This window comes from Photobacterium damselae (assembly GCF_003026815.1).
Classification (GTDB): domain Bacteria; phylum Pseudomonadota; class Gammaproteobacteria; order Enterobacterales; family Vibrionaceae; genus Photobacterium; species Photobacterium damselae.
Genome location: NZ_PYOG01000002.1, coordinates 69,583 through 90,637 on the forward strand (window position 1 = coordinate 69,583; position 21,055 = coordinate 90,637).

The 21,055-nt window shown below is 41.7% G+C and carries 21 protein-coding genes; 14 read left to right on the forward strand and 7 right to left on the reverse strand.

Annotation, left to right across the window (positions count from 1 at the left end):
- Positions 1–8 precede the first annotated feature (8 nt).
- The gene (gene gnd, locus CTN07_RS03235) at positions 9–1,457 is read left to right on the forward strand and encodes a decarboxylating NADP(+)-dependent phosphogluconate dehydrogenase (RefSeq protein WP_005298721.1); all 1,449 of its coding nucleotides are present in this window, start codon (positions 9–11) and stop codon (positions 1,455–1,457) included.
- Positions 1,458–1,814: 357 nt separating this feature from the next.
- Positions 1,815–2,495, forward strand: coding sequence for a DUF5666 domain-containing protein (locus tag CTN07_RS03240; protein ID WP_005298723.1), 681 nt, complete (start codon positions 1,815–1,817; stop codon positions 2,493–2,495).
- 101 nt (positions 2,496–2,596) lie between these two features.
- Here CTN07_RS03240 and CTN07_RS03245 read toward each other — a convergent pair whose 3' ends face one another.
- Positions 2,597–3,037, reverse strand: a complete 441-nt coding sequence (locus CTN07_RS03245) for a nucleotide triphosphate diphosphatase NUDT15 (protein ID WP_036763597.1) — start codon at positions 3,035–3,037, stop codon at positions 2,597–2,599.
- Positions 3,038–3,167: 130 nt separating this feature from the next.
- Here CTN07_RS03245 and aroA point away from each other — a divergent pair, with 130 nt between their 5' ends.
- The 7 genes from aroA to pyrF all read left to right on the forward strand — a co-directional run bounded on the left by aroA (position 3,168) and on the right by pyrF (position 10,194).
- Complete coding sequence (gene aroA / locus CTN07_RS03250) at positions 3,168–4,448, forward strand: 3-phosphoshikimate 1-carboxyvinyltransferase (RefSeq protein WP_005298725.1); 1,281 nt, start codon at positions 3,168–3,170, stop codon at positions 4,446–4,448.
- A 282-nt stretch (positions 4,449–4,730) separates the two neighbouring features.
- Entirely contained in the window at positions 4,731–5,408 is a 678-nt protein-coding gene (gene cmk / locus CTN07_RS03255) for a (d)CMP kinase (protein ID WP_005298727.1), read from the forward strand.
- Positions 5,409–5,532: 124 nt separating this feature from the next.
- Positions 5,533–7,203: a 30S ribosomal protein S1 gene (gene rpsA, locus CTN07_RS03260; RefSeq protein WP_005298730.1), complete on the forward strand. Its 1,671-nt coding sequence runs from the start codon at positions 5,533–5,535 to the stop codon at positions 7,201–7,203.
- An 88-nt stretch (positions 7,204–7,291) separates the two neighbouring features.
- Positions 7,292–7,579: an integration host factor subunit beta gene (gene ihfB, locus CTN07_RS03265; protein WP_005298731.1), complete on the forward strand. Its 288-nt coding sequence runs from the start codon at positions 7,292–7,294 to the stop codon at positions 7,577–7,579.
- A gap of 209 nt (positions 7,580–7,788) precedes the next feature.
- Positions 7,789–8,073, forward strand: a complete 285-nt coding sequence (locus CTN07_RS03270; RefSeq protein WP_036763600.1) for a LapA family protein — start codon at positions 7,789–7,791, stop codon at positions 8,071–8,073.
- Between the two features lie 6 nt (positions 8,074–8,079).
- Positions 8,080–9,249, forward strand: a complete 1,170-nt coding sequence (lapB, locus tag CTN07_RS03275) for a lipopolysaccharide assembly protein LapB (RefSeq protein WP_005298735.1) — start codon at positions 8,080–8,082, stop codon at positions 9,247–9,249.
- 225 nt (positions 9,250–9,474) lie between these two features.
- On the forward strand, positions 9,475–10,194 hold the full coding sequence (gene pyrF, locus CTN07_RS03280) for an orotidine-5'-phosphate decarboxylase (protein WP_005298737.1): 720 nt from the start codon (positions 9,475–9,477) through the stop codon (positions 10,192–10,194).
- 105 nt (positions 10,195–10,299) lie between these two features.
- On the opposite strand, the gene CTN07_RS03285 is transcribed toward pyrF, so the two are convergent.
- From CTN07_RS03285 to pspF, 6 genes are all read right to left on the reverse strand, one after another.
- Positions 10,300–11,124, reverse strand: a complete 825-nt coding sequence (locus CTN07_RS03285) for a peptide ABC transporter ATP-binding protein (RefSeq protein ID WP_005298740.1) — start codon at positions 11,122–11,124, stop codon at positions 10,300–10,302.
- Positions 11,121–12,119 (reverse strand): peptide ABC transporter ATP-binding protein, encoded by a 999-nt coding sequence (locus CTN07_RS03290; protein WP_005298742.1) that lies wholly within the window; start codon positions 12,117–12,119, stop codon positions 11,121–11,123. Before CTN07_RS03290 ends, CTN07_RS03285 begins: the two co-directional genes overlap by 4 nt.
- Positions 12,119–13,006: a putrescine export ABC transporter permease SapC gene (sapC, locus tag CTN07_RS03295; protein WP_005298744.1), complete on the reverse strand. Its 888-nt coding sequence runs from the start codon at positions 13,004–13,006 to the stop codon at positions 12,119–12,121. The genes CTN07_RS03290 and sapC overlap by 1 nt, the downstream gene beginning before the upstream one ends.
- Positions 12,993–13,955 carry an ABC transporter permease gene (locus CTN07_RS03300; protein ID WP_005298746.1) on the reverse strand — a complete coding sequence of 321 codons (963 nt, stop codon included), beginning with the start codon at positions 13,953–13,955 and terminating at the stop codon, positions 12,993–12,995. Before CTN07_RS03300 ends, sapC begins: the two co-directional genes overlap by 14 nt.
- A gap of 3 nt (positions 13,956–13,958) precedes the next feature.
- Positions 13,959–15,578, reverse strand: coding sequence for an ABC transporter substrate-binding protein SapA (sapA, locus tag CTN07_RS03305; RefSeq protein WP_005298748.1), 1,620 nt, complete (start codon positions 15,576–15,578; stop codon positions 13,959–13,961).
- 145 nt (positions 15,579–15,723) lie between these two features.
- Positions 15,724–16,731, reverse strand: coding sequence for a phage shock protein operon transcriptional activator (gene pspF / locus CTN07_RS03310; RefSeq protein ID WP_005298751.1), 1,008 nt, complete (start codon positions 16,729–16,731; stop codon positions 15,724–15,726).
- A gap of 233 nt (positions 16,732–16,964) precedes the next feature.
- Between pspF and pspA the strand changes: the two genes are divergently transcribed.
- The 5 genes from pspA to CTN07_RS03335 all read left to right on the forward strand — a co-directional run bounded on the left by pspA (position 16,965) and on the right by CTN07_RS03335 (position 20,982).
- Positions 16,965–17,630: a phage shock protein PspA gene (gene pspA / locus CTN07_RS03315; protein ID WP_005298753.1), complete on the forward strand. Its 666-nt coding sequence runs from the start codon at positions 16,965–16,967 to the stop codon at positions 17,628–17,630.
- Positions 17,631–17,696: 66 nt separating this feature from the next.
- The gene (gene pspB, locus CTN07_RS03320) at positions 17,697–17,924 is read left to right on the forward strand and encodes an envelope stress response membrane protein PspB (protein ID WP_005298755.1); all 228 of its coding nucleotides are present in this window, start codon (positions 17,697–17,699) and stop codon (positions 17,922–17,924) included.
- Complete coding sequence (gene pspC, locus CTN07_RS03325) at positions 17,924–18,310, forward strand: envelope stress response membrane protein PspC (protein ID WP_036763602.1); 387 nt, start codon at positions 17,924–17,926, stop codon at positions 18,308–18,310. Before pspB ends, pspC begins: the two co-directional genes overlap by 1 nt.
- A gap of 249 nt (positions 18,311–18,559) precedes the next feature.
- Positions 18,560–19,954 carry a YcjX family GTP-binding protein gene (locus tag CTN07_RS03330; RefSeq protein ID WP_005298760.1) on the forward strand — a complete coding sequence of 465 codons (1,395 nt, stop codon included), beginning with the start codon at positions 18,560–18,562 and terminating at the stop codon, positions 19,952–19,954.
- Positions 19,954–20,982 (forward strand): YcjF family protein, encoded by a 1,029-nt coding sequence (locus CTN07_RS03335; RefSeq protein ID WP_005298763.1) that lies wholly within the window; start codon positions 19,954–19,956, stop codon positions 20,980–20,982. The genes CTN07_RS03330 and CTN07_RS03335 overlap by 1 nt, the downstream gene beginning before the upstream one ends.
- Positions 20,983–21,055 lie beyond the last annotated feature (73 nt).

Consider the following 21,055-nt stretch of genomic DNA (forward strand, 5'->3'; position numbering starts at 1 on the left):
AGAAAAATATGAAAGGTGATATCGGTGTAATTGGCTTAGCAGTAATGGGCCAAAACCTTATCCTAAACATGAATGATCATGGTTTTAAAGTTGTTGCTTATAACCGTACTGTATCAAAAGTAGAAGAGTTCCTAGAAGGTCCTGCGAAAGGTACAAATATTATCGGTGCGACATCTTTAGAAGATCTTGTATCAAAACTAGAATCTCCGCGCAAAATCATGCTTATGGTTCGTGCAGGTAGTGTTGTCGATGCTTTTATTGAGCAACTTGTACCGCTATTAGATAAGGGCGATATTATCATTGATGGTGGTAACTCTAACTACCCAGATACGAACCGTCGAGTTGCTGAGCTAAAAGAAAAAGGCATTTTGTATGTAGGCTCTGGCGTTTCTGGTGGTGAAGAAGGGGCTCGTTTTGGACCTTCGATTATGCCAGGTGGTTCAGAAGCTGCATGGCCAGCAATCAAACCAATTTTCCAGGCAATTTCTGCGAAAACAGAAGCGGGTGAAGCGTGTTGTGATTGGGTTGGTAAAGACGGCGCTGGCCACTTTGTTAAAATGGTTCACAACGGCATCGAATATGGTGATATGCAGCTTATTAGCGAAGCGTATCACTTTATGAAGTCTGGTCTTGGTTTATCTCATGATGAAATGCAAGCGATTTTCCAAGAGTGGAATAAGACCGAGCTTGATAGTTACCTAGTTGAAATTACAGCTGAAATTCTAGGTTATAAAGATACTGATGGTCAGCCATTAGTTGAGAAAATCTTAGATACAGCTGGACAAAAAGGTACCGGTAAGTGGACGGGTATTAATGCTCTTGATTTGGGTATTCCTCTAACACTGATCACTGAATCTGTTTTTGCTCGTTGTGTGTCATCAATGAAAGACCAACGTGTTGAAGCACAAGCGCTATTTGGTAAAACAATCACACCGATTGAAGGTGATAAGAAAGAGTGGGTTGACGCGTTACGTCAGGCTCTGCTTGCATCTAAGATCATCTCTTATGCGCAAGGCTTTATGCTAATTCGTGAAGCGTCTGAAGAGTTTAACTGGGATCTAAATTACGGTAACGTGGCATTAATGTGGCGTGGTGGCTGTATTATCCGCAGTGCGTTCTTAGGTAATATCCGTGATGCTTATGATGCAAACCCAGAGATCAAATTCCTAGGCTCAGATCCTTACTTTAAAGATATTCTACAAAGCAGCATGGCAGCATGGCGTAAAGTTGCAGCGAAATCGCTAGAAGTTGGTCTACCAATGCCAACGATGACTTCAGGTCTAACTTTCCTTGATAGTTATACAACCGCCGATCTGCCAGCGAACATGATTCAGGCTCAACGCGACTACTTCGGTGCGCACACTTATGAGCGTATTGATCAGCCTCGTGGTCAGTTCTTCCATACCAACTGGACGGGTACTGGCGGTAACACTGCATCAACAACGTATGATGTATAAATGATAAGTTAAAACAAGTGCTATTTAAGCTTATTTGTTTTAATTAAAGAGAGCCCGCACTTCTACTGGAGTGCGGGCTTTTTCTAAGGATTCTATTGACACTGTCCTGATACCTGATACCTGATACCTGATACCTGATACGAGAGAATCTCTAAATCTTATTGTATGGGATATACTAAAACTTCCTAATTATGCTTTTGTAGCATAATTAAAAGGTATTTTTTCTAAAAAGTAAACTCTAGAGTGTCTTTTATGGTAAGGTTTATCCTTTAAATTAATGTGTTTTTAATAGCAGAGAGTTAAGATCACGTTTTATACTATGAAAACACGAACTTACTGTATTTCTAGAAGGTTGCTATGGAAAAGTTAACATTAGCGGTGGCACTGAGCTTACTTCTTAGTGCATGTGGTGATAAAGCGCCCGCGCCAGAACAAACCAAATCTGCTCCTCAGCCCATTACTCATGCATCTGGTGTGTTGACAGCAGCTTCTGCAGGTGAATATACGTTAACTCTAGACGGAAAAACCTATAATACCGAGCAAGCAAATGTTGACTATGAAGGTCAAGATTTCAATCTCGATTCAGTGCATAAAGGCATGAATGTAACACTGACAATCCAAGGCAAGAATGTTACTGACATTGAACTTGATCCGGCATTTTCTGGCCTAGCTGTATTGAATAATGATAATCAATTAGTCATGAATGGCACCAAAGTTACTATTACTGATCCTGAAGTGTTTAGCTTAGATTATAAAAATGGTGGCGGTGATTTAGGGTGGGTTCTTGTCTCAGCACATTTAGATAATAATAAATGGGTTGTGACTAACGTATCTCCTGTAAATAATATGCCTAATTCCGAGGTGGAAGGGAAAGTCTCAGACTTAACTGATAGCAGCTTTATGTTAGGAACAACGAAAGTGATGTATCAAGCTAATACTATAACCGACAGTAAAAAATTAGCGAATGGTATGTATGTTCAGGCGATTGGTGTCTTTAATAATGATACACTGACTGTTAATCGTATTGATGTGAAATAATTCCTTACCATATTCATATTATTTGCAGCTACAACTACTTAGATAGGCAGAAAATGATACTATTCTCTGCCTATGTACAAGTGGTTTTTAAAGTATGAATTTCAGCCTTGGTGCGGTGGTTTGAGATAGAACTGCTGCTGTAAAAAACACTCAATGGACTGTCGACTGGCGTCAAATTGAGGCTCGGGTATTTGCTCTGGTTTAATCCATTGCCACCCTTCACATTTATCAGGCTCTCGTAATGAGAGTTCACCTGAAAAATCGGTTGCTAACATGGCAATGCTAATAAAATGTTTGCCTGATTCATGAAATGTTTCAAGATTATTGGTTACCGCAATTACCGTTGGGTTTTCTATCTTCAGTCCCGTTTCTTCAAGTACCTCACGACAAGCACATGCTTCAAATGTTTCTCCAATCTCTAAATGTCCGCCAGGAATAGAGAAGTAGGGCGCATGACTATTTTTTCGTTTTCCAATAAGAATTTTCCCTTCACTATTTTGGATTATCACCCCTATTCCAACCATGGGTGTGCGTGATGACATGTTATCTTCTCTCTTTGATTTTTAGCGTTATTATACTCATACCCAACTCTATTTGGAGTACGTACTAGATCACAATCACAATATTGGTTACTCTGCTAAAATGCATTAAATAGAGAGAAGACAGGGATTCATGGAAAGCCTTACATTACAACCAATCAACCTTATTAATGGTGAAGTCAATTTACCGGGTTCGAAAAGTGTATCAAATCGAGCTTTATTACTCGCAGCTTTAGCGCAGGGAACGACGCGCTTAACCAATCTATTAGACAGTGATGATATTCGTCATATGTTAAATGCATTACAGCAACTTGGGGTTCAATATCAACTATCGGCTGATAAAACCGAATGTACAGTTGAAGGTCTTGGCCAGCCATTTTCAGTCAAAGATTTTACCTGTTTATATTTGGGCAATGCTGGTACAGCGATGAGACCATTAGCCGCTGCACTCTGCTTAGGGCAGGGGGAGTTTGAGCTTACGGGTGAACCTCGTATGAAAGAGCGCCCAATTGGTCATCTAGTTGATGCTTTGCGCAGTGCTGGGGCTGATATTACTTATCTTGAAAATGAACATTACCCGCCTCTGAAGATTAAAGGAACGGGGTTAGATGGCGGTGAAGTTTCTATTGATGGCTCAATTTCCAGCCAATTTTTGACCGCATTTTTGATGGCTGCTCCGCTGGCAAAAAGTGATACCACAATTTTAATCAAAGGCGATTTAGTCTCTAAGCCTTATATTGATATTACATTGAATATCATGGCTCAGTTTGGGGTTCAGGTTGAAAACCAAAACTATCAAAAATTTATCGTTCCAGCCGGTCAAGTCTATCAATCACCAGGTGAATTTCTAGTAGAAGGTGACGCTTCGTCTGCCTCATATTTTCTGGCCGCAGGTGCAATAAAAGGCGGTGAGGTGAAAGTTACTGGAATCGGCAAAAACAGTATTCAGGGTGATATTCAATTTGCTGATGCGCTTGAAGCTATGGGAGCTGAAATTGAATGGGGAGAGGATTATATTATTGCTCGCCACCGTCAGCTAAATGCAATTGATATGGACTTTAATCATATTCCTGATGCTGCGATGACTATAGCGACTGCCGCTTTATTTGCTCCTGGCACAACATCGATTAGAAATGTCTATAACTGGCGAGTAAAAGAAACCGATCGATTGCATGCCATGGCAACTGAATTGCGTAAGTTGGGGGCAGACGTTGAGGAAGGGGATGATTATATTACTATTACACCACCTACTCAGTTGAAGCATGCGGCGATTGATACTTACGATGATCACCGAATGGCGATGTGTTTTTCGCTAGTAGCATTAAGCGATACTGCAGTCACGATTAACGATCCGAAATGTACATCGAAAACATTTCCTGATTACTTTATAAAATTAGAGCAATTAAGCCAATAGAAGAGATATTGCACCATCCAGTATTGGTCATACTAAACACGGTATAATCTACCGGCACTGCTTCAATTATTCTCTGATAGTAATGAGCAGTGTTGGCTTTTTAGAGTCTAAACATCCCACCTGTAAAACTATCGCTCCATTAATGAACAATCTAAGTGAAATCTTTTTTGCAATCGCATATAAATCTTGAATTTTTTTCCGTATAATACGCCTCCGATTAAAGGTGGTTGTGTTCTATCTCACTTCTGCCCATTTAATTGTAAAGAATTTCGGAGAAAACCTATGTCTACTCACGCTCCAGTCATTACTGTTGATGGTCCTAGCGGTGCTGGTAAAGGTACGCTATGTATGCTTTTGGCAGAAAAACTGGGCTGGAATTTACTTGATTCTGGTGCAATTTATCGTGTGCTTGCGCTTGCTGCAATTCATCATGATGTCGACCTTGAATCTGAAGATGCTTTAGTACCGTTGGCTGCAAACTTGGATGTTCAATTTGTAGCAGAAGGCGAGTTAGTTAAAGTTATTCTTGAAGGTGAAGATGTTTCTAATACCCTTCGTACAGAAAAAGTCGGCAATACCGCATCAAAAGTCGCCGCGCTACCACGTGTTCGAGAGGCTCTATTACGCCGCCAACGCGCATTTAGCGAAGCACCAGGTCTTGTTGCTGATGGTCGTGACATGGGAACTGTGGTTTTCCCTTCTGCTGAAGTTAAAATCTTTTTAGATGCAAGTGCTGAAGAACGTGCAAATCGCCGTATGAATCAGTTGCAAAAGAAAGGATTAGATGTTAACTTTGACAGTCTTTTGAGCGAGATCCAAGAACGTGATTACCGTGACCGCAATCGAGCTGTTGCGCCATTACGTCCTGCTGAAGACGCTTTGACTATCGATTCAACTGAATTGACGATCGAAGAAGTGCTTGCTCAAGTCGTAGCTTTTGCTGAATCTAAGCTACAATAAATGAATTTATGTCCGTTAGCATTTCGCTAGCGTACGGTGCTGGTTTCATGGATGAAAACTGGCTTTATGATCAACCCCATGCGGTAGGATACCCATGGTTGTTTTTAATTGAAGATTAAATTAAATGACTGAATCTTTTGCTTCATTGTTTGAAGAGTCTCTAAAAGAGCTTGAAACTCGCCCAGGTCAAATCGTTAAAGGTACTGTAGTAGCTATCGAAAACGGTTACGTTCTAGTTGACGCAGGTCTTAAGTCTGAGTCTTCTATCCCTGCTGAGCAATTCAAGAACGCTGCTGGCGAACTTGAAATCGAAGTTGGTTCTGAAGTAGACGTAGCTATCGACGCGATCGAAGACGGTTTCGGTGAGACTCAGCTTTCTCGTGAAAAAGCTAAGCGTCACGAAGCATGGATCCAGCTTGAAAAAGCTTACGAAGATGCTGAAACTGTTGTTGGTATCATCAACGGTAAAGTTAAGGGTGGTTTCACTGTAGAACTTAACGGCATCCGCGCATTCCTACCAGGTTCTCTAGTTGACGTTCGTCCAGTACGTGACACTGCTCACCTAGAAAACAAAGAGCTAGAATTCAAAGTAATCAAGCTAGATCAGAAGCGTAACAACGTAGTTGTATCTCGTCGCGCAGTTATCGAATCAGAAAACAGCGTTGAGCGTGATGAGCTTCTTGCTTCTCTACAAGAAGGCATGGAAGTTAAAGGTATCGTTAAGAACCTTACTGACTACGGTGCATTCGTTGACCTTGGTGGTGTTGACGGTCTACTACACATCACTGACATGGCTTGGAAGCGTGTTAAGCATCCTTCTGAAATCGTTAATGTTGGCGACGAAATCAACGTTAAAGTTCTTAAGTTCGATCGTGACCGTACTCGCGTATCACTAGGTCTTAAGCAGCTAGGCGAAGATCCATGGGTTGCTATCGCTAAGCGTTACCCAGAAGGCACTAAGCTAACTGGTCGCGTAACTAACCTAACTGATTACGGCTGCTTCGTAGAAATCGAAGAAGGCGTTGAAGGTCTAGTTCACGTTTCTGAAATGGATTGGACTAACAAGAACATCCACCCATCTAAAGTTGTTAACGTGGGTGACGAAGTTGAAGTTATGGTTCTTGATATCGACGAAGAGCGTCGTCGTATCAGCCTAGGTCTTAAGCAGTGTAAAGCTAACCCATGGCAGTCATTTGCAGAAATGCAAGCTAAGGGCGACAAAGTAACTGGTAAGATCAAGTCTATCACTGACTTCGGTATCTTCATCGGTCTAGAAGGCGGCATCGACGGTCTAGTTCACCTATCTGACATTTCTTGGAATGTTGCAGGTGAAGAAGCGGTTCGTGACTTCAAGAAAGGCGACGAAATCTCTGCAGTAGTTCTAGCAGTAGACGCTGAGCGTGAGCGTATCTCTCTAGGTATCAAACAAATCGAAGAAGACCCATTCAACGGTTTTGTTGCTGCTACTAAGAAAGGTGCTCTAGTTAACGGTACTGTTACAGCTGTTGACGCTAAAGGCGCAACTGTTGAGCTAGCTGAAGGCGTTGAAGGTTACCTACGCGCTTCTGAAGCATCTGTAGATCGCGTTGAAGACGCTACTCTAGTTCTTTCTGTTGGCGATTCAGTTGAAGCTAAATTCACTGGCGTTGACCGTAAGAACCGCGTAATCAACCTATCTGTACGCGCTAAAGACGTTGCTGAAGAGCAAGAAGCAATGGCTGCACTGAACAAGCAAGATGATGCTGCATTCGGTAACGCTATGGCTGACGCTTTCAAAGCTGCTAAAGGCGAATAATTGAGCATTAGAGGGAGAGGTTGATTTAATTAGCTTTTTCCCTCTAAGCGGTTATACTATTGAGAAACATACTAAAAACGGAGTGTTTATGACAAAGTCTGAACTTATTGAAAGACTATGCAGTCAACAAACACATCTTTCTGCTAAACAAGTAGAAGATGCGATCAAGGAAATCCTTGAGCAAATGGCGACTACTCTGGAACAGGGCGAGCGTATTGAGATCCGTGGCTTTGGTAGCTTCTCACTGCATTTCCGTGCTCCTCGTGTGGGTCGTAACCCTAAAACTGGTGATAAAGTTGAGTTAGACGGCAAGTACGTACCTCACTTCAAGCCAGGTAAAGAATTACGCGACCGTGTGAATGCACAAGTAGCGTAATCCACGAGATTCGAACAAAAAAACGGCATACTAACTAGTATGCCGTTTTTTTATATCTGTTGTTTATGGTCTGATGAGTTAAAATCCTGCATAATCGAGGCAGTAGATCCCAAGTCTTTGATAGAAGAGAGCCAAACCACATAAAAACTTGGTTTTTTCCCTACAACGCTTGGTATAATTAACTTTCTTTAAGGAGTGAGAGGTTTTTGATGAAAATTTTTACAGCGATAGTGCTAGTTGCCTGCTTTCTTATCACCCTTGCTCTTGGTGCGCAAAACCAAGTGCTTGTGAACTTTGATTATCTGATTGCTCAAGGTGAGTTTCAGCTATCTACTCTATTGGGTATCGCTTTTGGTGCTGGCTTTGCTATTGGCTGGATTATCTGCGGCATCCTATATCTTAAAGCACGTTTCACTAAAAATCGTCTAACTAAGAGAGTTGCAAAGCAGCAAAAAGAGCTAGACCAGTTACGTGCAGAGCCTGTAAAGGAATAAGTTTTAATGCTTGAACTATTGTTTCTATTACTTCCAATTGCTGCCGCTTATGGCTGGTATATGGGTAATAGAAGCGCTAGTAACGATCGACAGGAGCAGTCAAACCACATGTCACGACAATATGTGGCGGGTTTGAATATGCTGTTATCTGATGAGTCTGATAAAGCGGTTGATATTTTTATCGAGCTGCTCCAAGTTGATAGTGAAACCATTGATACTCACCTTGCTTTAGGAAATCTCTTCCGAAGCCGAGGTGAGGTAGAGCGGGCAATTAAAATTCACCAGAATCTTATTGCCCGCCCTAATTTAACTATAGAGCAGCGTAACCTTTCGTTGCAGCAGTTAGCGAAAGACTATATGGTCGCAGGCCTTTTTGACCGAGCAGAAAAGATTTTTGGTCAATTACTTGATGAGCCTGATTATCGTAAAAGTGCGCTTCAACAATTACTCAATATTTATCAACGCACTAGAGAGTGGGAAAAAGCCATTGATATGGCCTCTCAATTAGTCAAAATGGGTGAAGCAAAGCTCAAGCATGATATCGCTCACTATTGGTGTGAATTAGCCATGATTGAGTTAGGTGCCCAAAATCCAGATAAAGCAATTCAAGATATCAAAAAAGCGTTATCGGTTGATAAACAGTGTGTACGAGCGTCATTAATGATGGCTCGCATTCATATCCAAAATCAAGAATACAAGCAGGCAATCAAGTATTTAGAAAAAGTCATTGATCAAGATATTGATTTTGTCGGTGAAGCACTACCTTTGCTACTTGAGTGTTATCAAGCTACTAACAGTGAGTCTACGTGGCTTAAATATTTACAACTATGTGTTGAACGTAAAGTAGGTGCGACCGCTGAGTTGATGCTTGCTGATGAAATTGCGCACCGCGAAGGTCCTGTTATGGCACAGACCTTTATGACTCGTCAGTTACAGAAAAATCCAACTATGCGTGGTTTCTATCAACTTATGGATTATCATTTAGATGAGGCAGAAGAGGGGCGAGCGAAAGAGAGTTTAACTAGCTTGCGTCATCTAGTTGGTGAACAACTTAAAATGAAGCCTCATTACCGCTGTCGTCAGTGTGGCTTTGCTGCTCATTCTCTTTACTGGCAATGTCCATCTTGTAAGAGTTGGGGTTCTGTTAAACCTATTCGTGGTTTAGATGGCGAATAGACGATTTAACGGTCAAATCCTGACTCACGGATTGTAAAAAAATAACAGTGATGGTTTCGAAAGAGATCATCACTGTTATTTTATCTGTTAGTCCTATATCTTTTCTATTTTCCTCTTTAGTCTTCTGTTTTTCTGCCCTTAAACCAATTTATCTAGCAAAGTTTCAATTTTCCTGTAAAATCGCGCCCGAATTTTGATACATCTCTAGATAAAGCAGGAGCCCAAATGCTAGATACACAATTAATGGATCCAAAAGTTATTGTCGCCTTAGACTATGATAATCAAAATGATGCTCTGGCTTTTGTTGACCGAATTGAACCAGGAAGCTGTCGGTTGAAAGTTGGTAAAGAGATGTTTACTTTTTATGGCCCTGATTTCGTGCGTAAACTGCATGATCGGGGCCATTCTGTATTCTTAGATTTAAAATTCCACGATATTCCAAATACGTGCTCAAAAGCAGTGAAAGCTGCAGCCGAACTTGGCGTATGGATGGTAAACGTTCATGCAAGTGGTGGTGAGAGAATGATGACAGCCTCACGCGAAATCCTTGAACCATATGGAAAAGATCGTCCACTGCTAATTGGTGTTACTGTACTAACCAGTATGGAAAGCAGTGACTTATCAGGTATTGGTATTAGCCGTTCACCACAAGAGCAGGTTATGAATTTGGCTACGCTGACTAAAAATAGCGGTCTAGATGGTGTGGTTTGTTCCGCTCAAGAGGCGTCTTTATTAAAAAGTAACTTAGGCCAAGAGTTTAAGTTAGTTACTCCAGGTATTCGTCCAGCGGGAAGTGCTGCCGGGGATCAGCGTCGAGTTATGACGCCAGTTGAAGCGATTGCCGCAGGTTCAGATTATTTGGTTATTGGTCGTCCTATTACACAAGCGGAAAATCCAGCTCAGGTTCTGGCTGACATTAACGCGACTCTTGCTGGTGTAAAATAAGACCGCTTTTATTTTACTGAACTAAGCAAACGATAACGCCCTGCATTAAACAGGGCGTTTTCTGTATTAGGACAGTGGATTTTTCCTAAATGGGTTAAATGTCGATTAACACTTAATTTTAGGCGTCGCTTTGCTAATACGGGTCGTACGATCTTGTGTTGGAGCACTAAAGTGGCTTTCGATTAACTTCTGAGTTAGAGGGTGCTTAGGGTCCTCAAAGACTTCTTTAGTTCTTCCTTTCTCAACCACTTCACCATCTTGCATTACCATGATTTTATCACTGAAGTGTTTAATGACGCCCATGTGTTGGGATACATAAACATACGATAACCCCATCTCTTCTTGTAGCTCTAGTAGAAGGTTTATCATCTGTGAGCGCATTGACATATCAAGACCATTTAGAGCCTCATCTGCAACAATGATACAAGGTTGAAGGATTAAAGCTCTTGCGAGAGATACACGCTGCTTTTGACCTGTAGCAAGCATTTGAGGATAGAAATAGGCGTGCTCAGGTAATAAGCCAACACGACGTAATGTCTGTAATACTCGGTTTTCGCGCTCTTGAGGTGTCATATTGGTATTACGTTTGAGAGGCCCCTCTAAGATCCTGCCGATCTGAATGCGTGGATTAAGCGCGGTATTTGGATCTTGGAAGATCATACGAATCAGTTTACAACGAGTTTCGTAGTCGCCACTAACAAGAGGCTCTCCATTGACTTTAATAAGACCACTTGTTGGCTCCACAACCCCGGCGAGCATTTTCGCGAGAGTCGATTTACCTGAGCCATTCTCACCCAGTAGAGCGATTGTTTCACCAGCTTCAAGAGAAAAACTAACAGGCTTTACCGCTTCAATGGTACGACGGCGAAACAGTCCTGAGCGATATTGGTAGTCTTTTTTAAGTTTGACCACTTCAAGTAACGCACTCATGATTTATCTTTCTCCATATTGAGTGGGAAGTGACAACTGTATTTGTGCGACTTCACTTTACGGCGCTCGGGTACTTCCACACATTTACGCTGGGCGTGAGGGCAACGGGGGCCCAAACGACAACCAATAGGTAAATGTTGAAGTGGTGGTATAGAGCCTGGTAGTGTTTCTAGCTTACTCTTATGACAAATACCATCACTAAAGTCAGGCATGGCGCGTAATAGCGCTTCTGTGTAGGGATGATGCGGTGTTTCAAGTAAATCTTGGCGACTACCTGACTCAACTGATTGACCACAGTACATTACGGTAATGCGGTCTGCCCATTGAGTCACCGTGGTTAAGTCATGACTGATCAGCAAAATGGTGGTGTTACCAAGCTGATTCATTCGGCTGAGTAAGCGGAATATTTGCGCTTGGGTAATCGAATCTAAGTCATTAGTCGGTTCGTCTGCAATCAATAAACGAGGGCGGTTAGCAATAGCCATCGCAATCATTACTTTTTGACATTCCCCATCTGTTAGCTCATAGGAGTAACTGCGCATTACACGCTTATGATCTTTAATACCCACTTTGTGCAATAGGGCAATGGCCTGTTTTTGACGCCAATGAAATCGTTGCCAAAGATGACCGGAAAATGCAGAAGAGGGAATAGCTTCTTCTAACTGGGCTCCAACTCGTTCAGATGGATCCAGACAAGATGATGCTTCTTGGAAAATCATGGCCATTTCGCGACCAACGATTTTACGACGTTCACGCGATGACAGTGCAAGTAAATCAATATCACCTAAGCGCATGCGATCTGCTGTAATGTGCCAGTTATCTTTAGCTACACCGGCAATGGCTTTGGCAACTAAACTTTTTCCTGAACCCGATTCACCCACTAAACCTCGAATCTCGCTTTCGTTGATCGTCATACTCATACGATCAACCGCTTTTACTCGGCCCTGTGGGGTATCAATTTCAATTGTTAAGTTACGAATATCAAGTAATGGCATTAGTCTATCCCCGCATTCAGAGCTTGGCGAAGACCATCACCGACAAGGTTAATAACCAAAACACTAAACATAATGGATAAGCCTGGAAGTGTTACTGTCCATGGTGCTAGATAGATAAGATCAACCGAATCACCAAGCATGGCTCCCCATTCTGGCATTGGAGGTTGAGCACCTAGACCTAAAAAGCCTAATGCTGCGATATCTAAAATAGCAATAGAGATAGCTCGGGTCATTTCTGTGGTAATGACAGTAAGAATATTTGGTAATACGGAGTTGTAGAGAAGATATACATTATTTGCCCCATCTAAACGAGCAGCAATAATGTAGTCTTTTTCCATTTCAGTATGAACTGCGGTGTAGATCGCCCGGATAAAACGAGGGATCAATGCTAGCCATACCGCTAATAAAACGTGAGCTTCACCAGGCCCCATATAAGCGACCATGATAATCGCCAATAGTAATGAAGGTATCGACAGTACAGTATCTAAAATATGGTTCAAGATGCTGGATTTTAGTCCTTTTGTCATACCTGCCAACACACCAATAGCAAAACCAATCACGCTGGCTGCTAGAGCGATTAATAGCGCATAACCAAAGGTTAACTGCGTACCAATAAGTAGACGAGATAGGATGTCTCGACCTAGATCATCGGTACCGAAGAAGAACTCAACATGTCCTGAGTTATCCCATGATGGTGGCATTAACAGTTCCCCAACTTGCTGAATTGGAGAATAAGGGGCTAACCAGTGAGCAGTACAAGTGACCAGCAAAAGGAAAAGTAAACACCAAAGTCCAAACATTGCTAGTGAGTTTGCTCGAAAATGCTGCCATGTTCGTTCCCATTGGGTTGGGATGACTTCTTCTAAATAGACATTATTTGATGGCATACCACTCTTTCCTTACTAATGGGTTTACAAATGCCCCGATCAAATCAGAGAGGATGTTCGCCAATAAGATAAAGCTTGCCACTGTAATAACACCTGCTTGAATCGCAATATAATTTTGTGCCGCAATAGCATCAAGTAGCCAGCGTCCAATTCCTGGCCAGTTAAAGATGGATTCCGTTAACATGGCAAAGGTCATCATGGTTGAGAACTGCATGCCAAGTTTGGGGATAATAGGAGGAATTGCATTACGCATACCATGGCGACGTACGATTTCAAATGTCGATAAGCCTTTGGTTTGTGCAACTTTAATAAAGTTCTGTTTCATTACTTCCGATACTGACGCTCGGGTAAGACGAATGACTTCTGTCATCGGTGCCATTGCCAGTACCAGTGTTGGCAGAATAAGGTGTTTTATGGCATCTAACATCGCATGAGCTTTATATGGCTCGTTAGAGAGCATGATATCAATAAGTGCAAAGCCTGTTACTGGATGGATCTCATAAAGCAGACTATAACGACCTGAAACAGGCAACCAGCCAAGATGAAGAGCAAACAGCAAGATCAACAGCATGGCGAACCAAAATAGTGGAATGGAGTAGCCCACCAAGGTAATTGAGGAAATGACTGTATCAACAAAATGCCCGCGGCGTACACCAGCAATGGTACCGAGTGGAATACCAATAATAAGAGAGAGTAAAAAGGCAAAAAAGCAGAGCTCTAATGTGGCTGGAAATACCGCCAAGATCTCATCTGCAACCGGGATACCATTAATATCAATACCTAAATTGCCAGCAGCAAGGTTTTTGAGGTACATAAACCAACCGCTAAAAAAGGGCTGTTGGCTCCACATAGTATTGGTATCGAGACGAAGAATACTATAGCCGATGATGGTGAGAATCATCAGGGTAATAATAAACAAGTTAAGTCTACGAATGGTGTAGATAAACATAAGTTACTCGCTACGATGTACGTCGGCGAACGAACGAGTACCAAATGGACTCATTTGCACACCAGATAGGGATTTATTATTTGCCTGGAAATACACGCCATGGGCAAGCGGTAGAATGGGCAGATCTTTATCCAAAATATCTTGCGCTAAATAGTAATAGTTTAAGCGCTGAGACTGTTGGTTGGTTCGTAATGCCAACTCAAGTAGGTTATCAAACTGTAAGTTACACCAGTTAGCAATATTAAGTTGAGCCTCTTTTGCATCACACGATAGTAATGGGCGCAAAAAGTTATCAGGGTCGCCATTATCAGCAATCCAACCCGACAAAATTAAATCGAATTTATTGATATTACTTAAAGAGGTTCGATCAACTTGCTCTTGATAGTCCAACACAAGGTTTACTCCGACCGATTTCAAGTTCGCTTGAATCAACTCAGCGGTTTTGCGAGGGCTTGGGTTGTATGGTCGAGGTTCAAGAGGAACCCACATCGTTAATGTCAGGTTGTGGTTATATCCTGCTTGTTTTAACAGTGCTTTAGCTTCTTTTGGATCATAGTTTGGTACGACACTGTCATGGTTATAAGCCCAAGACATAGGTGGAAGTAAACTTTTTGCGTTAGTCGCAGTACCGTAATAGACCGAGTTTAATAGTGCTTCACGGTTGATAGCCATACTAATCGCTTCACGAACTTTTAAATTATTTAGCGGTTTTTTCTCTGTATTAAAAGCAAGGAACGCGACATTCATACCTGTTTGCGCGGTAAGGTTAAAATTCTTATCGTTAGAAATTACAGGCAATTGACTTGCTACCGGAGAAGATAATACATCGCACTCTTGGCTTAATAACTTAGCCAGTGTTCCTGTACCTCTAGATGAGATATCAAAGACAACTTGTTCCATTGCTGGCTTGCCACGCCAATAAGCATCATTACGTTTAAGACGAATAAAATCATTAGGCTGATACTGTGACAGATAAAACGGGCCAGTACCGATTGGTTTTAGGTCCAATTTATTTAATTGCCCAGACTTTAATAATTGTTCGGCGTACTCTTTTGAATAGATAACCGCATAACTGGTCGCTAGATTTGAGAGAAAAGCGTTGTCAGGACGGTTAAGAGTAAAGCGTACTGTATTTGGATTAACAACCGTGATCGACTTAATTAATTTATTAAACCCATTGCTTTCAAACCAAGGGTAACGACCACCAGAAACGTTATGGAAAGGGTTGTTTGGGTCGATAATACGCTCAAAACTAAACACAACATCTTCAGCATTTAAAGGGCGAGATGGTGTAAACCAAGGCGTTGTCTGAAAGGGGATATTTTTACGTAAAGTAAAGGTATAGACCAACCCGTCATCGCTCACTTTCCAGCTTTTAGCAAGTTCTGATTGAGTATGATGACTCACAGGGTCTAAGGTTAAGAGACGATCGAAGATTTGAGCTCCGAGAGAATCAACCGTGAGGCCACCGTCCGCCAATTGCGGATTGAGAGTGGTTGGTGTGTCCTGTCCACAATAGATAAATCCAGTGTCGCGGATTGTGTTCTCTTTTGTTGGTTCAGAACAGCCAAACAAGCTTAATAACCCCGCACAAGCGAGTAAAAGACGTGTATAAGCGCTCATAAAGAAAAGGCGTAAAATGAAATCAAGTCGTCAAATCTATCATTTTCCATGGTAACCACCAAGTTATCCTCAGTCATTCTGACATTTATCTATAAATTATGCGCAGATTCTAACCACTAAAGACAGGCCAATAGTAAAAAATGCGCTATTCGTCACTATTGCCAACTAGCTGATATTTCCGTAAAAGCCCCCGCAATTGATGATAACTCAGGTTTAGTAGTTCAGCCGCTTTGCGTTGATTATGTTTAGCATGCTCTAATGCTTGTTCAATCAGCTCTTTTTCTTGCTCTTGTTGCCATTGGCGTAAATCTAAAGGCAGTTGGGGTAATGTTGAGCTTTGATTCTCAACCTCTGTGGGTATGCTTGTTGTCGTGTTATGCCATGGGGGGGTGAAAGGGTCTAAGATAATATTATCTACCGCTTCATCTTCTAACCCATTGCGAAATACGGAACGTTCAACGGCATTTTTAAGTTCTCGTACATTACCGGGCCATGAGTGCTGCAACAGTCTCTTTTTTGCTTGAAGGGTAAAGCCCGCAAAGTAACCAAACCTCATTTCTCGGCACATACGAACCGCATAGTGCTCGGCTAATGGGAGAATATCATCTAACCGCTCACGTAATGGTGGCAGGTGAATAACATCAAAAGCGAGGCGATCCAGTAAATCGGCCCGAAATTTTCCATCGTGAGCGAGCTTAGGTAGATTCTCATTGGTGGCACAGATTAATCGTACATTGGATTGATAGGTTTTACTGCCACCAACACGTTCATATTCGCCATATTCAATCACACGTAACAGTTTTTCTTGTACGCTAGGAGGGGCTGTTGCCAGTTCATCTAAAAAGAGTGTGCCTTGTTCTGCTCGTTCAAAGCGCCCTTTATGTAATCCTTTCGCCCCAGTAAAAGATCCCGCTTCATGACCAAACAGCTCAGAGTCTATGACACCATCACTTAATGCGGCACAGTTTAAAGTAACGAGAGGTTGATCCCATCGTTTCGATAAATAGTGTATACGCTTAGCAATCAGTTCCTTACCTGTTCCACGTTCACCTAAAATCAGGACGGGGCGATTTACAGATGCCAAGCGAGATGCTTGATCTAAGGCTGAGAGAAATGACTCAGATTCACCAATAATATTTTCTGGTTTTTGCATAGTTAATTTCACCAATAGTTGGTCTAATTAACTAAACTTTAGCAGTTGTTATTTCACTGAACAATGATAACTTTATGATTTTTAATAAATAAAAAGTTGGCACACTCTTTGTTATATAACCTGTAAGTAAACCATTAACGGTTAATCATAATGACCAATCACTTTGGGTGAATGTAGTCAGTTTCATTAGATAAACACATCGCTATCTAATGATTACTTTAAGGAGTTCAATTATGGGTATTTTTTCTCGTTTCGCAGATATTGTTAACGCAAACGTCAATTCACTATTAGATAAAGCTGAAGATCCACAAAAAATGATCCGTCTTATCATTCAAGAGATGGAAGATACATTGGTTGAAGTTCGTACTTCATCTGCGCGTGCTCTTGCCGATAAAAAAGAGCTTCAACGCCGAATTAATACGATTGAAGCTCAAACAACAGAATGGCAACAAAAAGCCAGTTTAGCGCTGCAAAAAGGCCGAGAAGATTTAGCTCGTGCAGCTCTAATTGAAAAACAGAAATTGGCAGATGTCGCACTAACTCTTAATGAAGAGTATAAATTAGTTGAAGAGAGCATTGAAAAATTAAGTACTGAAGTTGCAGAACTGGAACGCAAGCTACAAGAGACTCGTGCTCGTCAGCAAGCTCTTGTGGTTCGTCATAAAACAGCGGGCACACGCCGCGATGTTCGTCGTCAACTGGATACGGGCAAGGTGGATGAAGCTTTGGCTAAGTTTGAGCAATATGAGCGTCGAGTTGATGAGATGGAAGCGCAGGCCGATAGCTACAGCTTAGGTCGAGGTAAATCATTAGAGTCTGAATTTGCTGAACTTCAGGCACAAGATGAAATCGAAAAAGAATTAGAACGTTTAAAAGCCAGCATCAAAGATAAAGAATAAGTGATTGATTACGATCTCACTGATAACTCTAAATTAATTGATTCTGCGCGAGAAGGAGAGTAACGAATGTCTATGGGTTTTTTAGCTGTACCGCTGGTGGTTTTCTGTATTTTTGTCGCTCCGCTATGGTTGATTCTTCATTATCGTAGTAAGCGTCGTTTAGGTGAGGGCCTATCGGGCGAAGAGCAAGAAAAACTACAGAAATTGGTTGCCCGCGCAGAACAGATGCAAGAGCGAATTGTGACGCTTGAGCGAATCTTAGATGCAGAAGCACCACAATGGAGACAAAAATAATGCATAAAACCTTATATCGAGATCCGGTCAACGGCAAGCTTGGTGGGGTCTGTGCAGGTCTTGCCGAATATTTTGGAATGGAAACATGGCTAGTCCGTATCTTAGCTGTTTCAGCCTTTTTATTGGGTGTCGGCTTTTTTGCCACGGTTGCATACATTGCTGCATGGTTAATGTTAGATAAGATGCCACAAGAGCGAACAGATCAACAAGAAACGTTTAAAGAACATAATATTAAGCAAAAGCCATGGCAGGCGGGTCATCCTCCTGGTCAGATTTTGCAAAATGTAGAGCTGGAATTGAGCACCATGGAACGCAAATTACGTACAATGGAAGCTTATGTTACATCACCAGCCTTTGACGTTGAGCGTGAAATTCGTAAGCTGTAATAAGTCAACGATCTAATGATAATAAAAGCAGGCTATATTAGGCCTGCTTTGCTGTTTTTATTAATAAAAAATTTAAGACATCATTTAGATAAATAAGAAATTCATCTAGGGTTAATTTGTCCTTTGTTACAGTTAGACAAAGTAAAGGTTAGAGAGTATCTGTGGCTGTTCCAAAGGGCGGTAGCACTTTTTATTTCCAGTTTTTCTACTCGCACCTGAGAACGACAATAAAAATAGGACGATACAGGTATGAACCGATTAGGTAATGAATTTAATAAATGGGTTAATCGTGGCTTAGATCGCCATGTACGTTTGGCCGTTACGGGACTGTCTCGTGCTGGTAAAACCGCTTTTATTACATCGCTGGTTAACCAATTACTGCATGTAAGCACTAATCCCCGTTTACCGTTATTTACTCCGGTACGCGAAGGGCACTTACTTGGTGCAAAACGAGTACCTCAATTGGATATGCACATTCCTAAGTTTGGCTACGATGAAGGTATGGCATCTATTTTATCAACGCCTCCTGCTTGGCCTGAGCCGACCCGTGATGTTAGCCAAATTCGTTTAGCTTTGCGTTACCGGCCACAAAAAGGAGCGTTAAAATATCTACAAGATACCGCTACGCTCTATTTAGACATCGTTGATTATCCTGGTGAGTGGTTATTGGATTTGCCGCTGCTTGATATGGATTTTATGACTTGGTCTAAGCAGCAAGCTCTTGTGTTGAAAGGTAAGCGTTTAGAACTTGCTCAAGAGTGGATGGCGTTAGGGGATGAATTTGATCCATTTGCTCCTGTTGATGAAGCGTTATTAGAAAAAATTAGTCAAGCTTTCACCCAGTATCTTTATGCATGTAAAGATGAAGGTGGGCTGCATTGGGTTCAACCTGGGCGTTTTGTTCTTCCTGGTGAATTGGCCGGGGCGCCTGTTTTGCAATTTTTCCCAATGATCTGGACCAATAAATATACCGAGCAACAGTTACAAGAGGCTGATGAGCACAGTAACTTTGCTATGCTAAAACAGCGTTATAAATATTATCAACAACATATCGTAAAAGGTTTTTATAAAGAGCACTTTTCGAAATTTGATCGTCAGATTATTTTGGTTGACTGTTTACAACCGCTCAATGCAGGACCTGAATCGTTCAATGATATGCGTCAAGCGATTGATCAATTGATGCAGAGCTTTAAGTATGGTCGCAGCTCTTTATTGCGCCGTATGTTTGCGCCACGAATTGATAAAGTGCTATTTGCAGCAACCAAGGCGGATCATGTGACACCTGAACAGCATCCTAATTTGGTCAATTTATTACAACAGTTGGTAAATGAGGCTTGGCATACCGCATCGTTTGAAGGCATTGAAATGGATTGCGTTAGTTTGGCATCTATTCAAGCGACAGAGCCCGGTTTTGTGAATCATCATGGCCAGCAAGTTCCTGCGTTACGAGGTGTAAGCATGGATGAACAGCCCCAAACCTTATTTCCAGGAGAGGTGCCTAAACGTTTACCTAATGAGAGCTTTTGGCAAAACAATGGGTTTGAGTTTATGAATTTCAGACCGCTAGAACAGCAGAGTGATGAGCCTTTACCCCATATACGAATGGATAAAGCATTAGAGTTTTTATTGGGAGATAAATTGTAATGAGTGAACAATATAAGAGCAAAATCTTATTTGATGAGTCGTCTCCTGATATTCAAACAGAACAGGAAAAAGAACTGACATCGCAAATCAGTTTTGATGAAGACAAAAAGTTTTTGCCTAAACAAGCTGATAATACGGAAATTGAGCAAGAACTGGATCAGATTTTAGCTTCAAAGCCAAAGCGTCGTGGTGGTTTCTTTAAAGGATTGTTACTGGCTGGTGCCGCTATGGTTGGCTGGCAATCGGTTGATTATGTTGTTACTGCTTATCAGAGTGCTGATTGGTTATCCCTAGGTTGGAGTGTGTTAGTTGCTGGTATTGCAACCATGGGTATTACCGCATTAGGTCGAGAATTACTGAATCTGCGTCGTTTAAAGCATCGTCAGACTGAACGAGATCAAGCACAAGAATTATTAAATGCTGACGGTATTGGTAACGGTAAAGCGTTTTGTACCAAATTGGCTAAGCAGAGTCAGATCTCTACTGAAAATACAGGATATGACCGTTGGATTCATTCATTAGCTGCGACTCATAATGATCGTGAGGTGATGGCGCTATACGATAAAATGGTTGTGAGTCAACAAGATAAAATGGCGCGTCAATTAGTCGCACGTTATTCAAGCGAAGCTGCTGTGATGGTCGCGTTAAGTCCATTGGCTATTGCTGATATGTTGTTAGTGGCGTGGCGTAATTTCCGATTGATTGAACAAGTATCTAATGTTTATGGGGTCGAGCTCGGCTATTGGTCCCGTATCCGATTAGTGAAGTTAGTACTGGCTAATATGGCATTTGCAGGGGCATCAGAAATTGCTACCGATATTGGTACTGAGGTGTTATCAATGGATCTGGCTGGACGGATGTCAACACGAGTGGCACAAGGGGTTGGTATTGGACTATTAACAGGACGATTAGGATTGAAAGCCATGACCTTAATGCGTCCCTTACCTTGGCTGCCGGGTGAACAACCCAAGCTGAGTGAAATTCGTCATGATTTAATTGCTCAACTGACCAAAAAGAAAGATCACTAAACTATCTTCGCCATAAATTTAGTCGTTAAGCCTATCCATTGCGGTAGGCTTTCTTTTTTATAATTTGCTTATG

What these genes read in the sequence shown, in the direction of transcription:
- gnd (WP_005298721.1), top strand. Translation starts at nt 9, where the DNA reads ATGAAAGGTGATATCGGTGTAATTGGCTTAGCAGTAATGGGCCAAAAC.
- CTN07_RS03240 (WP_005298723.1), top strand. Translation starts at nt 1,815, where the DNA reads ATGGAAAAGTTAACATTAGCGGTGGCACTGAGCTTACTTCTTAGTGCA.
- CTN07_RS03245 (WP_036763597.1), bottom strand. Translation starts at nt 3,037, where the DNA reads ATGTCATCACGCACACCCATGGTTGGAATAGGGGTGATAATCCAAAAT.
- aroA (WP_005298725.1), top strand. Translation starts at nt 3,168, where the DNA reads ATGGAAAGCCTTACATTACAACCAATCAACCTTATTAATGGTGAAGTC.
- cmk (WP_005298727.1), top strand. Translation starts at nt 4,731, where the DNA reads ATGTCTACTCACGCTCCAGTCATTACTGTTGATGGTCCTAGCGGTGCT.
- rpsA (WP_005298730.1), top strand. Translation starts at nt 5,533, where the DNA reads ATGACTGAATCTTTTGCTTCATTGTTTGAAGAGTCTCTAAAAGAGCTT.
- ihfB (WP_005298731.1), top strand. Translation starts at nt 7,292, where the DNA reads ATGACAAAGTCTGAACTTATTGAAAGACTATGCAGTCAACAAACACAT.
- CTN07_RS03270 (WP_036763600.1), top strand. Translation starts at nt 7,789, where the DNA reads ATGAAAATTTTTACAGCGATAGTGCTAGTTGCCTGCTTTCTTATCACC.
- lapB (WP_005298735.1), top strand. Translation starts at nt 8,080, where the DNA reads ATGCTTGAACTATTGTTTCTATTACTTCCAATTGCTGCCGCTTATGGC.
- pyrF (WP_005298737.1), top strand. Translation starts at nt 9,475, where the DNA reads ATGCTAGATACACAATTAATGGATCCAAAAGTTATTGTCGCCTTAGAC.
- CTN07_RS03285 (WP_005298740.1), bottom strand. Translation starts at nt 11,124, where the DNA reads ATGAGTGCGTTACTTGAAGTGGTCAAACTTAAAAAAGACTACCAATAT.
- CTN07_RS03290 (WP_005298742.1), bottom strand. Translation starts at nt 12,119, where the DNA reads ATGCCATTACTTGATATTCGTAACTTAACAATTGAAATTGATACCCCA.
- sapC (WP_005298744.1), bottom strand. Translation starts at nt 13,006, where the DNA reads ATGCCATCAAATAATGTCTATTTAGAAGAAGTCATCCCAACCCAATGG.
- CTN07_RS03300 (WP_005298746.1), bottom strand. Translation starts at nt 13,955, where the DNA reads ATGTTTATCTACACCATTCGTAGACTTAACTTGTTTATTATTACCCTG.
- sapA (WP_005298748.1), bottom strand. Translation starts at nt 15,578, where the DNA reads ATGAGCGCTTATACACGTCTTTTACTCGCTTGTGCGGGGTTATTAAGC.
- pspF (WP_005298751.1), bottom strand. Translation starts at nt 16,731, where the DNA reads ATGCAAAAACCAGAAAATATTATTGGTGAATCTGAGTCATTTCTCTCA.
- pspA (WP_005298753.1), top strand. Translation starts at nt 16,965, where the DNA reads ATGGGTATTTTTTCTCGTTTCGCAGATATTGTTAACGCAAACGTCAAT.
- pspB (WP_005298755.1), top strand. Translation starts at nt 17,697, where the DNA reads ATGTCTATGGGTTTTTTAGCTGTACCGCTGGTGGTTTTCTGTATTTTT.
- pspC (WP_036763602.1), top strand. Translation starts at nt 17,924, where the DNA reads ATGCATAAAACCTTATATCGAGATCCGGTCAACGGCAAGCTTGGTGGG.
- CTN07_RS03330 (WP_005298760.1), top strand. Translation starts at nt 18,560, where the DNA reads ATGAACCGATTAGGTAATGAATTTAATAAATGGGTTAATCGTGGCTTA.
- CTN07_RS03335 (WP_005298763.1), top strand. Translation starts at nt 19,954, where the DNA reads ATGAGTGAACAATATAAGAGCAAAATCTTATTTGATGAGTCGTCTCCT.